Source organism: Rhabdaerophilum sp. SD176, assembly GCF_030143245.1.
Taxonomy (GTDB): domain Bacteria; phylum Pseudomonadota; class Alphaproteobacteria; order Rhizobiales; family Beijerinckiaceae; genus Rhabdaerophilum.
Genome location: NZ_JARJNS010000001.1, coordinates 94,372 through 109,293 on the forward strand (window position 1 = coordinate 94,372; position 14,922 = coordinate 109,293).

17 protein-coding genes are annotated in these 14,922 nt (G+C 64.4%); 10 read left to right on the plus strand and 7 right to left on the minus strand.

All coding sequences use genetic code 11. The features are described 5' to 3' along the window. Positions 1-20 precede the first annotated feature (20 nt). From P0652_RS00450 to P0652_RS00480, 7 genes are all read left to right on the plus strand, one after another. Positions 21-899 (plus strand): protein-methionine-sulfoxide reductase heme-binding subunit MsrQ, encoded by an 879-nt coding sequence (locus P0652_RS00450; RefSeq protein ID WP_284176776.1) that lies wholly within the window; start codon positions 21-23, stop codon positions 897-899. After that, entirely contained in the window at positions 896-1,513 is a 618-nt protein-coding gene (locus P0652_RS00455; protein ID WP_284176777.1) for an urease accessory protein UreE, read from the plus strand. The genes P0652_RS00450 and P0652_RS00455 overlap by 4 nt, the downstream gene beginning before the upstream one ends. Beyond that, positions 1,506-2,192, plus strand: coding sequence for an urease accessory protein UreF (locus P0652_RS00460; protein WP_284177407.1), 687 nt, complete (start codon positions 1,506-1,508; stop codon positions 2,190-2,192). Before P0652_RS00455 ends, P0652_RS00460 begins: the two co-directional genes overlap by 8 nt. 25 nt (positions 2,193-2,217) lie before the next feature. Next, complete coding sequence (gene ureG, locus P0652_RS00465) at positions 2,218-2,835, plus strand: urease accessory protein UreG (protein ID WP_284176778.1); 618 nt, start codon at positions 2,218-2,220, stop codon at positions 2,833-2,835. A gap of 276 nt (positions 2,836-3,111) precedes the next feature. Then, positions 3,112-4,113 (plus strand): Ppx/GppA phosphatase family protein, encoded by a 1,002-nt coding sequence (locus P0652_RS00470; protein WP_284176780.1) that lies wholly within the window; start codon positions 3,112-3,114, stop codon positions 4,111-4,113. Positions 4,114-4,156: 43 nt separating this feature from the next. Beyond that, positions 4,157-4,882, plus strand: a complete 726-nt coding sequence (locus P0652_RS00475) for an RlmE family RNA methyltransferase (protein ID WP_284176781.1) — start codon at positions 4,157-4,159, stop codon at positions 4,880-4,882. Beyond that, positions 4,879-5,538 (plus strand): HAD hydrolase-like protein, encoded by a 660-nt coding sequence (locus P0652_RS00480; protein WP_284176782.1) that lies wholly within the window; start codon positions 4,879-4,881, stop codon positions 5,536-5,538. Before P0652_RS00475 ends, P0652_RS00480 begins: the two co-directional genes overlap by 4 nt. Here the strand turns inward: P0652_RS00480 and P0652_RS00485 are convergent, their stop codons facing one another. The 5 genes from P0652_RS00485 to P0652_RS00505 all read right to left on the minus strand — a co-directional run bounded on the left by P0652_RS00485 (position 5,539) and on the right by P0652_RS00505 (position 10,195). Further along, positions 5,539-5,772: a hypothetical protein gene (locus tag P0652_RS00485; protein WP_284176783.1), complete on the minus strand. Its 234-nt coding sequence runs from the start codon at positions 5,770-5,772 to the stop codon at positions 5,539-5,541. It abuts the gene before it with no gap. A gap of 185 nt (positions 5,773-5,957) precedes the next feature. Next, positions 5,958-6,650, minus strand: coding sequence for a hypothetical protein (locus P0652_RS00490; RefSeq protein ID WP_284176784.1), 693 nt, complete (start codon positions 6,648-6,650; stop codon positions 5,958-5,960). Continuing rightward, positions 6,647-7,216, minus strand: a complete 570-nt coding sequence (locus P0652_RS00495; protein ID WP_284176785.1) for a hypothetical protein — start codon at positions 7,214-7,216, stop codon at positions 6,647-6,649. The genes P0652_RS00490 and P0652_RS00495 overlap by 4 nt, the downstream gene beginning before the upstream one ends. Positions 7,217-7,322: 106 nt before the next feature. After that, on the minus strand, positions 7,323-8,873 hold the full coding sequence (gene guaA / locus P0652_RS00500; RefSeq protein WP_284176786.1) for a glutamine-hydrolyzing GMP synthase: 1,551 nt from the start codon (positions 8,871-8,873) through the stop codon (positions 7,323-7,325). A gap of 11 nt (positions 8,874-8,884) precedes the next feature. Then, positions 8,885-10,195 (minus strand): RsmB/NOP family class I SAM-dependent RNA methyltransferase, encoded by a 1,311-nt coding sequence (locus P0652_RS00505; protein ID WP_284176787.1) that lies wholly within the window; start codon positions 10,193-10,195, stop codon positions 8,885-8,887. A gap of 192 nt (positions 10,196-10,387) precedes the next feature. On the opposite strand from P0652_RS00505, the gene P0652_RS00510 reads away from it, so the two are divergent. Beyond that, positions 10,388-10,534 carry a hypothetical protein gene (locus P0652_RS00510; RefSeq protein ID WP_284176788.1) on the plus strand — a complete coding sequence of 49 codons (147 nt, stop codon included), beginning with the start codon at positions 10,388-10,390 and terminating at the stop codon, positions 10,532-10,534. A gap of 79 nt (positions 10,535-10,613) precedes the next feature. Here P0652_RS00510 and guaB read toward each other — a convergent pair whose 3' ends face one another. Further along, complete coding sequence (guaB, locus tag P0652_RS00515; RefSeq protein ID WP_284176789.1) at positions 10,614-12,119, minus strand: IMP dehydrogenase; 1,506 nt, start codon at positions 12,117-12,119, stop codon at positions 10,614-10,616. A 191-nt stretch (positions 12,120-12,310) separates the two neighbouring features. Then, a complete protein-coding gene (locus tag P0652_RS00520) occupies positions 12,311-13,486 on the minus strand; it encodes a hypothetical protein (protein WP_284176790.1) in 1,176 nt (391 codons plus the stop codon). Positions 13,487-13,614: 128 nt separating this feature from the next. On the opposite strand from P0652_RS00520, the gene P0652_RS00525 reads away from it, so the two are divergent. After that, positions 13,615-14,202, plus strand: coding sequence for an NnrU family protein (locus P0652_RS00525; protein WP_284177408.1), 588 nt, complete (start codon positions 13,615-13,617; stop codon positions 14,200-14,202). A gap of 44 nt (positions 14,203-14,246) precedes the next feature. Continuing rightward, a complete protein-coding gene (locus tag P0652_RS00530) occupies positions 14,247-14,921 on the plus strand; it encodes a tetratricopeptide repeat protein (protein WP_284176791.1) in 675 nt (224 codons plus the stop codon). Position 14,922 lies beyond the last annotated feature (1 nt).

Sequence of the window (14,922 nt, forward strand, 5' to 3'; positions counted from 1 at the left end):
ATGAAGGCGATGACAACGGCATGTCCAGAATGACCTTCATGCCCGTGTTCGACCGCCAGGGCCGTTTCTCTTCGCTGAAGGCGGCGGTGCTTATCGCCGTGATCCTTCCCGGCCTCTGGATCAGCTGGCGGCTGGCGGCCGGGCAGATGGGCGCCAAGCCCATTACCGCCGCTCTGCACGAAACGGGGCTGTGGTCGGTCCGCCTTCTGCTGGTGACCCTGCTGATCACCCCGCTCCGGGCCATGACCGGGCAGAACCGGCTGCTGCAGGTCCGCCGCATGCTCGGCGTTTCCGCTTTGGCCTACGCACTGATCCATCTCGGGCTCTACGTGTTCGACCTGAAATTCGACCTCGTGAAGGTGGCGAGCGAGATCGTGCTGCGCTTTTACCTCACGATCGGCTTCGCGGCCCTGATGGCTATGGCGGCCATGGGCGCGACCTCGTTTGACAGCAGCATCCGCAAACTCGGCGCTGAACGCTGGAACCGGTTGCATAGCCTGATCTATCCGCTGGCCCTGCTGACGCTCTGGCATGGCGCGCTGCAGTCCAAGATCGATGCCAGCGAGCATATTGTCATGACAGGTCTTTTCCTTGCGCTGATCGGAGCCCGGTTCCTGCGCCGGCAGGGCAAGCTGACGCCGCTCTGGCTGCTGGGACTCGCCATCGCAACGGCCCTTGCGACAAGCCTTGTCGAATTTGGCTGGTATGCGCTGGCGACCGGCTTTCCGGCCGGGCGCGTCTTCGCAGCCAATCTCTCATGGGATCTCGCACCAAGGCCCGCGCTGATCGCCGGCCTGCTCGCGCTGTCGCTCCCGCTCACGGCATGGGCAACACGATGGTTTTCCTCTGTACCCAAGCCGGGCTATACCGGAGCGAGACAACGAGGAGTGACAGGATGATCCGCGCCGAAACCGTCATCGCCCGGGGGGACTGGACCGGCACGCCGGCCGATACCGTGGTGCTTGACTATGATGACCGCCATCGCCGACGGATCACCATGGAAGGTGTTGGCGGCCTGTCCTTCCTGCTCGATCTGCCCGAGGCGATTGCCCTGCGCTCCGGCGACGCGATCCGGCTGGCCGATGGCCGCCTTGTCGAGGTGGTCGGCGCACCCGAGCCACTGGCGGAGATCCGTGCCGAGAATGCCGAACATCTGCTCCGGCTGGCCTGGCACCTCGGCAACCGCCATCTGCCGGTCCAGATCGCCAATGGCAAGCTGCGCATCCGCCGCGACCATGTGATCGAGGCGATGGTCGAGGGCCTCGGCGGCAAGGTCCGCTCGATCGAGGCGGCCTTCGATCCGGAGGGCGGTGCCTATCTGCAGGCCAACCGTGCGCATCACGATCACGGCCATCACGGCCATGGCCATCACCATCACGACCATGGCCATCAAGACCATGGCCACGATCACGGCCACACGCACGCCCATGGCGAGGGCTGCGGTTGCGGACATGACCACCATCATGATCACCATGAGCATGCCCATCATGGCCATGCCCACAAGCATGACTGAGACTGCCGAATTCCAGCGCCAGCACTGGTTCTCACCGGCCTTCCCGGTCGGCGGCTATGCCTATTCGCATGGAATCGAGAAAGCCGTGGAGACCGGCGATGTCACCGGGGGCGACTCCCTGACCCGCTGGATCGAGGGCATCCTGCGCCTCGGCGCCGGCCGCAATGACGCGATCCTGCTGGCCGAAGCCTGGCGCCGGGCCGGCGGGGAAGGGGGCGGTGCTGACCTTTCCGCTCTCCTCGATCTGGCGGAACTCGGGATCGCGCTCGGGCTTTCGCAGGAACGGCGCCTGGAAACCGCCCAACAGGGCGCGGCTTTCTATGCCCTTGTGGCCTCTTCCTGGCCGCATCCGGGCTGGATTGATTGGCCGGATGGCCGCGAACTGCCTTATCCGGTTGCGGTCGGGATTGCCGGCGCCATCCATCGCCAGCCGCTGAGGCCCTTGCTCGGCGCCTATCTGCAGGCCTTCGCCGCCAACCTGCTTGCGGCCGGCATCCGCCTCGCCGTGATCGGGCAGGCCGAAGCCCAGGCGCGGCAGGCCTCGCTGCTGCCGATTCTCTCTGCCCTGGCCGATGAAACCCTGACGGCTTCGCTCGACGATCTCGGCAGCATCGCCATCCGGGGTGACCTGATGAGCCTGCGCCACGAAACCCAGATAACCCGCCTTTTCCGCTCCTGAGGGCGGAGTTTTCAGGAGACAAGCCATGCATGGTCCGCTTCGCGTCGGGATCGGGGGCCCCGTCGGCTCCGGCAAAACCACATTGACCGCCGCCCTTTGCGCGCAATTGCGCCATCGCTGCGATCTCGCGGTCATCACGAACGACATCTATACTCGCGAGGATGCTGAAATCCTTTCCCGCCTCCAGGCCCTGCCGAGGGAACGGATCATGGGCGTCGAGACCGGCGGCTGCCCGCATACGGCCATCCGCGAGGATTGCTCCATCAACCTTCACGCCATTGCCGAAATGCGGAAGCGCTTCCCGGCGCTCGAGTTGATCCTGATCGAATCCGGCGGCGACAATCTCGCCGCGACCTTCTCGCCTGATCTGGCTGATCTGACCCTCTATGTGATCGATGTCGCGCAGGGCGAGAAGATCCCCCGGAAGGGCGGACCCGGCATCACGCGGTCGGATATGCTGGTCATCAACAAGACAGACCTTGCGCCGCATGTTGGCGCGGATCTCGACGTTATGGCCCGCGATGCGGCGTCCCAGCGGGGAGTACGGCCCTTCGTCTTTACCAATCTCAAGACCGGGGACGGCGTTGCCGAGATCATCCGCTTCATCGAACAGCGCGGCGGTCTCGCGCTGAAAGCTGCCTGAAGCGGAATTCCGGCGTTAGTTACAATCTTTTTGAGGGAAAAGGAAAATTTCCCAAGAGCACAGCTTTTCAATGATGGGCCATAGCGACTACATTGCCGGAGGGGAGGATGACATCGTATGGCCGATCATGACCGGCACGCGCCTATCATGCGCCCGAAAGAGGGCCTGAAGAAAGCGTCATCGGTCGCGCCGTCGACGGAAGCGACGGCCTGTGCGCTTCTTGCCCCGGTCCATCAGCCCTGCGCGCGAGACACGGCACAAACTGCCACACCGTGGATGAGCACACAGCGGGCCCCCCTGCGCTATGCTGCGCTTGATCTTGGCACCAACAATTGCCGCCTGCTGATCGCCCGCCCGGATGGGCCGGCCTTCCGCGTCCTTGATGCCTTTTCGCGCATTGTGCGGCTGGGCGAAGGCGTCTCGCGGACAGGGGAATTGTCCGAGGCGGCCATGGAGCGGACACTGGAAGCGCTTCATATCTGCCGCCGGAAGATGGACGAACGGCAGGTTATCCGTTCCCGCCTTGTCGCCACCGAAGCCTGCCGAGCGGCGCGGAATGGCCCTGAATTCCTTGAGCGCATCGCCCGCGAAACCGGGCTCAATCTCGAATTGCTGAACCGCGAGGGCGAAGCCCATCTGGCTGCCGCCGGCTGCGCGGCCCTGGCGGATGTGCAGGCCTCCAGCGTGGTCCTGTTCGACATTGGCGGCGGTTCAACCGAACTCGTCTGGCTTTCGGTCAAGAATTGCGGCCAGAAGGATATCCGCTCGCGCATCCGGGCCTGGACCTCACTGCCACTCGGCGTGGTCACACTGGCGGAGCGCTATGGCGGCATCCATGTTTGCGGTCGCACCTTCGAGGCGATGGTGCGCGATTCAAGCGAAGCCCTTGCCACCTTCGCCGAGGAAGCGCGCGCCGCCACGGATGAGCCGGGCTTCCACCTGCTCGGCACCTCCGGAACCGTGACGACCCTCGGCGGCATTTTCCTCGGCCTCGAACGGTACGACCGGCGCCGCGTCGATGGCCTCTGGATGAAGAAGGACGAGGTGGACGGCGTGATGCAGGAGCTTCTCGCCATGAGCTATCGCGAACGCGCCGAAAACGGCTGTATCGGCCGCGAGCGGGCGGATCTCGTTCTGGCCGGCTGTGCGATCTTCGAGGCGATCCGCCGGGCTTTCCCGGCCCAGCGGGTCAGGATCGGCGATCGCGGCCTGCGCGAGGGCATGCTGATGGAAATGATGCGCGAGGATGGGGTTCTCCGCCGGGCCGCGCCGCGCTAGACCATTCATCATGGTCGATTCCAAGAAGCCTTCCGGACGCGAAATGGCCGTTCGCCTGCGAACGGCGAACAAGCGCACGACATCACAGCAGAAATGGCTCGAGCGCCAGCTGAATGACCCCTATGTCGCGAAGGCAAAGGCCGCAGGCTACAAGAGCCGCGCTGCCTTCAAGCTGCTGGAAATCGACGAGAAATATCACCTGCTGAAGCCCGGGATGCGCCTCGTCGATCTCGGCGCCGCGCCGGGCGGCTGGTGCCAGGTCGCGGCGGAGCGGATCGGCCTTGCGGATCCGAGTGGCCGGCGGCGTGCCGGCATCTCGGCAGAGGCAGCGGCGCGGGCCCATATCGTCGCCATCGACCTGCTGGAGATTGACCCGCTGCCGGGCGTCGATTTCCTGCAGATGGATTTCACGCTGCCGGAAGTCGACGCGATCCTGAAGGAACGCCTCGGCGGCGAGGCGGATGGCGTCATGTCCGACATGGCCGCCAACACCACCGGCCACAAGAAGACCGACCATCTCAAGATCATCGGGCTGGCGGAAATGGCGGTGGCCTTTGCCGAGGACGTGCTGGCGCCCGGCGGCTTCTTCCTGTGCAAGCTGTTCCAGGGCGGCGAGTCCGGCGAGCTGATCACCGATCTGAAGCGCAAATTCGCCACCGTCCGGCATGTGAAGCCGGCTTCCAGCCGGGCCGGGTCGAGCGAGGTCTATGTGCTGGCCACCGGCTTCCGGGGCCATTCCCCTGCAGCAGGCGAGGACGAGGGGGAATGACCTTCCACGCGCTTGTCGATCTTGACGGCACGATCACCGATCCGCGCCCCGGCATTCTCGGCGCCTATCGCCATGCGCTGACGAGCCTCGGGCTCGAGGCCCCGCCGGCCGATGACCTGCTCTGGGTAATCGGGCCGCCCCTGCGCCATTCTTTCCCGAAGCTTGGCGTGGTGCCGGAGCGGATCAATGATGCGCTGGAGCATTACCGTGCATTCTATCAGGCAGGCGCCATGTTCGACGCGCCGGTCTATACGGGCATGCCGGAAACCTTCGACGTGCTGCGTGCCGAAGGGGTCCGGCTGATCCTCGCCACATCGAAGCCCCATGTAATGGCGCGGCCGATCCTCGAACATTTCCGGCTCGACCATCATTTCCATGCCATCCATGGCTCGGAACTTGATGGCCGGAACGACGACAAGGGCGATCTCCTCGCCCATATCCTGGCCGAAGAGGGCGTCGACCCTGCGAAGGCGGTGATGATCGGCGACCGGCTCTTCGACGTGAAGGCAGCGCAGCGCCATGGCATCCCGTCGATCGGCGTACTCTGGGGCTATGGCGGCCATCACGAGCTGACCGAGGCGGGCGCAACCCATCTCTGCGCGGCGCCGGATGCGCTGGCGGCTCTTGTCACGGCGGTCCGGGCCGGAAGGGCCTGATTACTTCTCGGTATTCTCCGCCAGCCAGGTCTCGATTTCCTCGAGGCTGGCCGAAAACAGGTACTCCTTGTCGCCGAACACGATCTTCATCGTCTCGCCATCACGCAGCATATAGCCGCCATGCGCGAGCACGCGCTTGTCCGGCTTCTGTGCCTTCATCAGATGCAGACCATAGCGGGTCGCGACGCGGCGGACGCGACGTTCAACAGAGGGGAGGGCGTCTTTTCGGCTCATGGCTTTTCGGAACCCGGGGCAGGGCTGGCATCGCCCCTCAATCCGCCTAGCCGACGCGCCCAGAGCTGGAAAGGGAGGAAGAACAGCCGGGCAGGATCCGTCCCCGGAATTCCTTCGGCCTCGGTCCTTATCCGCACCGGATCCGCCACACCAGCGGCCGGATTTGGCCTAACCGCATGGCCGGCCTAGGCCTTGGCGATAGCGATCAGGCGCTCCCGCACAAGCTCGACGCGTCCTTCGGGGCCACGGATATTCCCTGCAAGGAGATCATCGAAGTCAGGCTTCGTGAGTAAGTCAGCCACCGTGCGGGCAACAAAGCCTCGGATCTCAGGAGATGAACCGCGGATTTCGTCAACAAGTTCAGCGCGACCATCGACGACAACCAACACATCCTCCAGATCATGGCTCATGAGGATATCCCCTTGGCCGCGCCCCAGATAGGCTTCCAGTTTCGTGGCCATGAAGAGGGCGGGGACAAGCTTTTTGATTGGGTAGCCGTCCCTCAATTGGATCGTTTCTGCCGAGGCGATGCCCTGCGCGTACCATCGGTTGCTGAAGCCAAGGATGTCCGCGTCATCGGGCATGAAGTCAACCTTCAGACCGTTGAGCGACATCCGGCATGCAACTGTCTCGTCATGCGCCTCCTGAAATCCTTGCGCGCGCAGCTGGGCCTGCAGCTCCGCCCATGCCGCATAGCCTTCCAGATCCACAATCAGATCGACATCATCGGTGGCCCGGATATCTTCCAGAGTGACGGGGTCGGTAATGAACAGGGCAGTCGTGCATCCGCCCACGAAGACGAGACGCTCACGCAGGTCCGGACCGAGCGCATCTGCCACGGTTTGGAGCATGAAAAGCAAGCGACCGCTGACACTCAAGACTTCAGAAGCCCTTCTGCTAGAATTTCATCAGCGAGCTTGATCTCGCGCTGATTTCCCATCCGCAAGGCATCGGCAAGCGCGAGATATTCATACAGTCGCTTGTCTTTGAGAGCGGCTTCCGGGACGCTACCGAACAGGGGCGTAATGGCCTGGCCGAGATCGCGCCCGTCACTCTTGGGCCAGACATAAATCAATTGCCCTGCGCTGATCAGGCGATCCTTGAGCATGGCTGCCGAAAACGCAGTGGGCAAACCCCGCATCATGGCACCGGGTTTCACCGGGAACGCAAACCGTAATCCGTGGATCAGAAAGTTGTAGAGAGAACGCCGTTGAGGCCTGGGTTTGCCTCGTTCTCGATCTTTGATGGCAAGCCCGGAAGCCAGACTACGGTTGATGGAGGCGCTGATTTCCGTTTTGCTGATCCCGAGGGATGCTTCGAGACTTCGAACCGAATAGGGGTCATCATCCGGAGCAGGTGCATGCGGATCGGCGGTGTCGGGATAGCGACTGTGCTCCATCAGGCATTGGAGCTTCAGCAGAACGACGATGTCTTGACTTTTCATCAGATGGCCTCTCGGGTCGTCCTTTGTCCTAGGACAAAGGACAGTAATGCCGCGAAGCTTCTACCGTCAAGACCCGGGCTGAGCAGCCAGGCGTGACTTCGCCCCTTCACTCCCATTCGATCGTGCCGGGCGGCTTCGACGTGACGTCATAGACCACGCGGTTGATGCCCTTGACCTCGTTGATGATCCGCGTCGCGGCCCGGCCGAGGAAGTTCATGTCGAACGGGTAGAAATCCGCTGTCATGCCATCAACCGAGGTCACGGCCCGCAAAGCGCAGACATGGTCATAGGTGCGGCCATCGCCCATCACACCCACGGTACGAACGGGGAGCAGCACCGCGAAAGCCTGCCAGATCACGTCATACAGCCCGGCCTTGCGGATCTCCTCGAGATAGATCGCATCGGCCTCGCGCAGGATATCGAGCTTCTCGCGTGTGATTGCGCCCGGCACGCGGATGGCGAGGCCCGGGCCGGGGAAGGGATGGCGGCCGACAAACGCCTCCGGCAACCCAAGCTCGCGGCCAAGCGCGCGCACCTCATCCTTGAACAATTCACGCAGCGGCTCGACCAGCTTCATGTTCATGCGTTCCGGCAGGCCGCCGACATTGTGGTGCGACTTGATCGTCACCGATGGCCCGCCCGAGAAGGACACGCTCTCGATCACATCCGGGTAAAGCGTGCCCTGAGCCAGGAACTCCGCCCCGCCGATCTTGCCGGCTTCCTTCTCGAAAACCTCGATGAAGAGCCTGCCGATTGTCTTGCGCTTGGTTTCCGGGTCGCTGACGTCGTCGAGCGCCTGGAGGAACAGGGCCGAGGCATCCACATGAACCAGCGGAATGTTGTAGTGCCCGCGGAACAGACTGACGACCTGCTCGCTCTCGCCCTTCCGCATCAGGCCATGATCGACATAGACGCAGGTCAGCTGGTCGCCGATCGCCTCGTGGATCAGCACGGCGGCAACCGACGAATCCACCCCGCCGGACAGGCCGCAGATCACCCGGCCCTTGCCGACCTGCGCCTTGATCTTGGCGATCATCTCGGCGCGATAGGCCCCCATCGTCCAGTCCGATTTCAGCCCGGCAATGCGGTGCACGAAATTGGCCAGCAGCTTCCCGCCATCCGGCGTATGCACCACTTCCGGATGGAACATCGTGGTGTAGATCCGACGGGCTTCGTCGGTGGCGATGGCGAAAGGCGCGTTTTCCGAGGTCGCCTTGACGACGAACCCCTCCGGCAGCTGTGTCACGCGGTCGCCATGGCTCATCCAGACCGGATAGCGTTTGCCGACCTCCCACAGGCCCTCGAACAGGGCAGAGCCCTCCCGGATCTCGATATCCGCCCGGCCGAATTCCGCCGCATGTCCGCCTTCAACCACACCGCCGAGCTGGACGGCGGCTGTCTGCTGGCCATAGCAGATGGCGAGAATCGGAATGCCGGCCTCGAACACCGATTGCGGCGCGCGGGGCGAACCCTCCCGCGTCACCGAATCCGGCCCGCCAGACAGGATCACCGCCTTGGGCCTGAGCCGCGCAAAGGCCTCTTCCGATTTCTGGTAGGGATGGATTTCGCAATAGACGCCTGTCTCGCGCACACGGCGGGCGATGAGCTGCGTCACCTGCGAACCGAAATCGATGATCAGGACTGCATCGTGCGACATGCGTTTTCCAATCAGGCTGTGCGGCTGAGGGCCGCGATGAAAAATCCGTCAGTATTCGTGCGATGCGGCGTGAGCAGCAGGCCGAGGCCGCTGGCATCGCGATGTTCCGCCAGCGCCCCGAGGCCGCGCCTCTGCGCTTCTGCGGGGAGATCCTCGACAGCGAAACCGGGATGCCGCGTGAGAAAGCCCTGGATCTGCTGGCCGTTTTCCTCGTCGAGCAGCGAACAGGTAATATAGACCAGCCGACCGCCGGGCCGGACAAAGCCAGCCGCATGATCGAGCACGGCCTGCTGTTCGCCGACCCGCAGCGCCAGCGAATTCGGCCGCATCCGCCATTTCGCATCCGGATGGCGGCGCCAGGTACCGGCGCCGGTGCAGGGCGCATCGACCAGCACGAGATCCATCTTGCCGGCGAGGTCATCGAGCGGCATCACGCCGTTGCGCGGCGTCCGGACCTGCACGTTCCGCACGCCGGCGCGTGTCAGCCGGTCATGGATCGGCGCGAGGCGCCGCTGGTCGCTGTCGGTCGCGAAGATCTGGCCCTTGTTGTTCATCTCGGCTGCAAGAGCCAAAGTCTTGCCGCCGCCGCCGGCACAGAGATCCAGCACCTGCTGCCCGGCTTCTGCGCCGGCGAGCAGGCTGACCAGCTGAGAGCCCTCGTCCTGGATCTCGACGGCCCCCTTGAGGAAGGCCGGCTCGGACTGGACATGCGGCACGCGGCCTTCCGCATTGGGAAGCAGCCGGAGCCCCAGCGGCGAGAGCGGTGTCGGTTCCGGCAGGAGGTGGCCAAGCGCCTCGAGCGCCTTCAGCCGGATGATTTTCAGCGCATTGACGCGCAGATCAACCGGTGCGCGCGCGGCCATGGCCGCCGCTTCCGCCACGCGCGCCTCGCCGAAGGCCGTGATCATGTTCGGCTCCAGCCATTCGGGGTAATCGCCCAGCACAGGCGCCGGTGCGCCGTCGAGGCTCGCCGCCTCGAGCGCGGCCATCTCGGCCTCCGAAAGCGGGGCAGGGGCAAAGCGCTCACCGGTGCAGAGGGCAGCAATCGCGGCCGGCTCCATGCCGCGCAGGCGCCGCATCATGCCGAAAAGGACGGCGCGGCCGGTCTCGCTGCCGGGTTCGCGCTGGCCCATCATCCAGGCGGAGGAGGCCTTCACACGAAGGGCATCATGCACGAGATTGCCCACGGCATTCCTGTCGCCAGAACCGGCGTAGCGGTTGGCATTGCCCCAATCCTTCAGGATCGAGGCAAGCGGGCGCTTGAATGTGAGGATCTCTTCGAGAAGGCCGATCGCGGCCGACACTCTGGCGGCGGGGGTCATGGCTCCGTAGGCCAAATGGCGGCGGCGAAGTCAAGCACTCTTCGAGGGAACCAAACGGTTTTTGCATTGCATCGCTGCGCCGGCAGTATTTTCTTCACATCATTCAGGCAGTCCCGGCCCCATGCCACGATCCTGCCACGTTTGAGGCGGAGGCGGATCGGGCTCGCCGATTGGCTTATCAGGAGTTCTCCCATGTCGAAGATCCTTCGCGGCGCCGTTGCCGCTGTCCTTCTCTCCGCGCTTGCCGCCTGCGCCACGGCGCCGGCCGCCGATGCCCCGCCGGCTCCGGCCCGCAAGCTCGATGCGAAGACCCAGCTGGAATGCGGCAAGCGCTGCTGAACCTTCGGCCCGCGCCGAAACGAAAAGCCCGCCAAATGGCGGGCTTTTTTGTGCATGGATGCGCAACAGCGGCGGGGGGTCACACCCGCGTCGGGTAATTCGGGCTTTCGCGGGTGATTGTCACGTCATGGGCGTGGCTCTCGCGCAGGCCGGCCGACGAAATCCGGATGAACTCGGCCTTCTCCTGGAATTCGTCGATCGTCTTCGCGCCAACATAGCCCATCGCCGCCTTCAGGCCGCCGGCCAGCTGGTGGACGACATTCGCCACCGGGCCCTTGTAGGGCACCTGGCCCTCGATGCCTTCCGGCACCAGCTTCATCGAATCCTTGATCTCGGCCTGGAAGTAGCGGTCGGCCGAGCCGCGTGCCATCGCGCCGAGCGAGCCCATCCCGCGATAGGCCTTGTAGGATCGGCCCTGATAGAGGAACACCTCGCCGGGGCTCTCGTCGGTTCCGGCCAGAAGCGAGCCGATCATGGCCACGGAGGCGCCGCCGGCCAGGGCCTTGGCGAGGTCCCCCGAGAATTTGATCCCGCCATCGGCGACCACCGGAATGCCGTCCTTGCCGGCCTCCTCGGCCGCTTCCATGATGGCGGAAAGCTGCGGCACGCCGACGCCGGCAACGATGCGCGTGGTGCAGATCGAACCGGGCCCGATCCCTACCTTGATGGCATCCGCGCCGGCATCGATGAGCGCGCGCGCGCCGGCGGCCGTTGCGACATTGCCGGCCACGACCTGCACCGAATTCGAAAGCTTCTTGATGCGGTAGACAGCATCCAGAACCTTCTGGCTGTGGCCATGCGCCGTATCGACAACCACGAGGTCGACACCGGCATCGATCAGCAGCTCCGACCGGCGGAACCCGTCGTCGCCGGTTGTCGTCGCGGCCGCCACGCGCAGGCGCCCCTGTTCATCCTTGCAGGCATTCGGGTTGAGCTTGGCCTTTTCGATGTCCTTCACCGTCAGCAGCCCGACGCAATGATAATCGGTATCGACGACAAGCAGCTTCTCGATCCGGTGACGATGGAACAGCCGCCGGGCTTCTTCCTGCGTCACATCCTCGCGGACGGTGACGAGGTTCTCATGCTTGGTCATCAGTTCGCGCACCGGCTGGTCCATCGCCTCGGCGAACCGCACGTCGCGGTGGGTGAGGATGCCGACCAGCTTGCCCGCCTTGCTGGATTGCCCGATCCCGCCATTCACCACGACCGGCAGGCCGTTGATGCCCTTGGCATGCATGATCGCCAGAGCCTCGCCCAGCGTCGCATCCGGCGAGACGGTGACCGGGTTCATCACGATGCCGCTCTCGAAGCGCTTCACCTGACGGACCTCGTCGGCCTGCTGCTCGGGCGTCAGATTGCGATGGATGACGCCGAGGCCGCCGGCCTGCGCCATGGCAATCGCCAGTCGGGCTTCCGTCACCGTATCCATGGCCGAGGAGATGATCGGCAGGTTGACGGCAATCGACTTGGTGATCCGGCTACGCAGATCGGTCTCGGATGGCAGGACCTCGGAATGTCCGGGCCGCATGAGCACGTCGTCGAAGGTCAGGGCTTCCGGGATGGGGCGGGAAAAATCGCGCGGCATGTCAACGACTCCGAATGGGATCCTGACAAGGCCGGCATCAGGCCGCCCGGGCAGGATCGAGGGGGCTCCCGGGGATGCGAGAAAGCGTCCGTTCGTGGCCGGTTTGAGGCTGAAACGAGGAACGAGATGCCGCTGCGGGAAATTCCGTTGACGAGGGCCGTTAACACGGTTCCCTCCGCAATGGGAAGGGCTCATTCCGCAATGAACGAGGAAATTCGCACCTTTCGCGCCACGAGTTTGCGGTCAGACGTGTGATCACAGCCGGAAATCCGCATCTCGGAGAAAAAGAGCAGCGCCGTATCGCCCGTATCGTCGAAGTTGCGCCCGCGCGCCCTTTCATCGATCAGCACCGGATAGGAGCGGAGAACATCTGCGCCGCACGCATTGTCATAGAGGCTGCGTGTTTCCATCACGACCTGGGGCGCGGACCAGCGCACGAGGTCCGGCGAGGTCGAGGTGAAGAAGCCCGAGCGGTCATACCGCCCGCCAAGCCCATCCGGTTGGCCCTGCTTCGCCTGGTAGATCGCCACGAACAGGCCCGTTCCCTGATACCGCGTGATCGAGCCGACAGGCGCCGGAAAGGGCGGGATCGGCTGGCAGCGCGCCGCCGGAGCCGCAGCTTCATCGGAATAGGGATCCCGGAAACGGGCGGAAAAGGCGCGGCCGTCAAAGGCTCGCCAATCGCCGGCCCCGGCACTCTCCGCACGGAACAGGCAGACGCCGCCGGGCTGGTCGCTGCCGCCCTCCGCGCGTGACCAGCCGGTCGTGCCAATCAACACATGCAACCGCCCTTGATGCCGGATGATATTGGAGGGATTGAAGAAACCCCGATGGCGCCCTTGCCCGGTCTCGGACCGGAAAGGCGTGCCGGCCACGACAGGTCGCTCCGACAACCGGAAAGTAGCGCCACCATCCATGGAGCTGGCCGCGAGGATCGTGTTCCACCAGCAGGCCATATATTGCGGGAAGCGGCAGCGGCCGGCATGGCGATGCGCCTGGAATTCATGGTGGACCAAAGCGGCGATGCGCTCGCCATCCTCGGTCCAGGTGGCGGTGATCCAGCTGCGGTCATCATACCGCGCGGGATCCGGCGTGCCATTGGCGCGGAAAACCACCGGACATTCCGGTTTCAGAGCCAGAAAGGAGCGCCCGGAAAGACGGCGATTCTCGTAATGGAGGCCGAAGGCGCGGATGGTGCCGCCGGCATCGCGATAGGCGCGGAGCGGCGCATCGGGCACGTCATGCCCGTCGCAGGCATGAAGGGCCGGGTCAAACACGACCTGCGGCGCCCCGACGACCGTCACGACAAGCCGCGTCTCGGATGCGATGGCCCAAGTCACGAGAACCTGCGCAAAAACGACACACACCCAGCGGATCACGCTTGCGAAAGACGAATGGTTGCGGTTCAAAACGGGCCAGGGAGCGGGCATAATGTGTCCGTTGCAATCAGGAGGCCAGAGGTGCGGGCTCCGAACGGGAGAATGCCATGACCAAACTGATTCCGCTGCTGCTCGGCCTCGTGATTTTTCTCGGCATGCATGCCTTCTCGCGCAATCGCGCTGCCCGGGCCAATCTGATCGCCTCCAAGGGCGAGGCCTTCTACAAGATGTTCTACTCGCTGGTCTCGGTGCTGGGCTTCGCGCTGATTGTCTACGGCTACGGATTCTACCGCAGCCAGGGCATGATCCCGGTCTGGGATCCGCCGCGCGGCCTCGGCCATCTCGCGCTCCTGCTGGTCTGGCCGGCCTTCATCCTCATGGCCGCCGCCTATCTCCCCGGCAGGATCAAGGCCCGGGCGAAACATCCGATGCTGGCAGGGGTAAAGCTGTGGGCTTTTGGCCATCTGCTCGCCAATGGCGATCTCGGCTCCATCCTGCTGTTCGGCACCTTCCTGGCCTGGGCTGTCTATGCCCGGATCGCCCTCAAGAAGGCCGAACGTGCCGAGGGCGCAGGTGTTGCCGTGGCTGTCGCCGGCTCGTCGCGCAATGACCTGATTGCCATCATTGCGGGAACCGCCGCCACGGCAGCCTTTGTCCTGTGGCTCCATACCCTGCTGATTGGGGTAGCGATTATCGGCCGTTGAGGGTATGAGCCACATTCGCAATCGCTGAAACGGGAAGGATCGGCATGTCGGATGTGTTCCGCGAGGTGGATGAGGAAATCCGCCGCGACAAGGCCACCGAGTTCTGGAAGAAGCACGGCACGAAGCTGGTTGCTGCCGCGCTGCTGATCGTGGCCGCGGTCGGCGGCTGGCGCTATTACGAGCATCGCACCTTCCAGCAGAGCGCCGCTGCGGGCGCCGCTTTCGAGCAGGCCATCGCCGATGCGGGTGCCGGCAAGGGCGACGCGCTGGCGGCTCTGGGCACGTTGGCGGAGCAGAAATCCGGCACCTATCCGGCATTGGCGCGCTTCCGTCTGGCGACAGAACTTGCCCGGACAGCAACGGACGATGCCGGCCTGGCCAATGCCGTCTCGGCATTCGATGCCCTGTCGAAGGATCAGACCCTGCCGGTGGAATGGCGCGAACTTGCGCAGGTGCGCGCTGCGCTGCTGCTGGTCGACAAGGGGCCCTTCGAAGAAGTCGAGAAGCGGCTCGGGCCGCTCTCCGGCGCGAACCAGGTCTATCGGCATTCCGCGCGCGAAGGCATTGCGATCGCAGCCTACAGTGCCGGCCGGTTCGACAAGGCGCTGGACGCGCTTCAGGCCATCATTCTTGATTCGGAAGCGCCGCAGGGTCTGCGTCAGCGGGCCGAACTTCTTCTGGCCGTGGTCCGTTCCGGCCCGGTCGGCGGCAAGCCGTAAG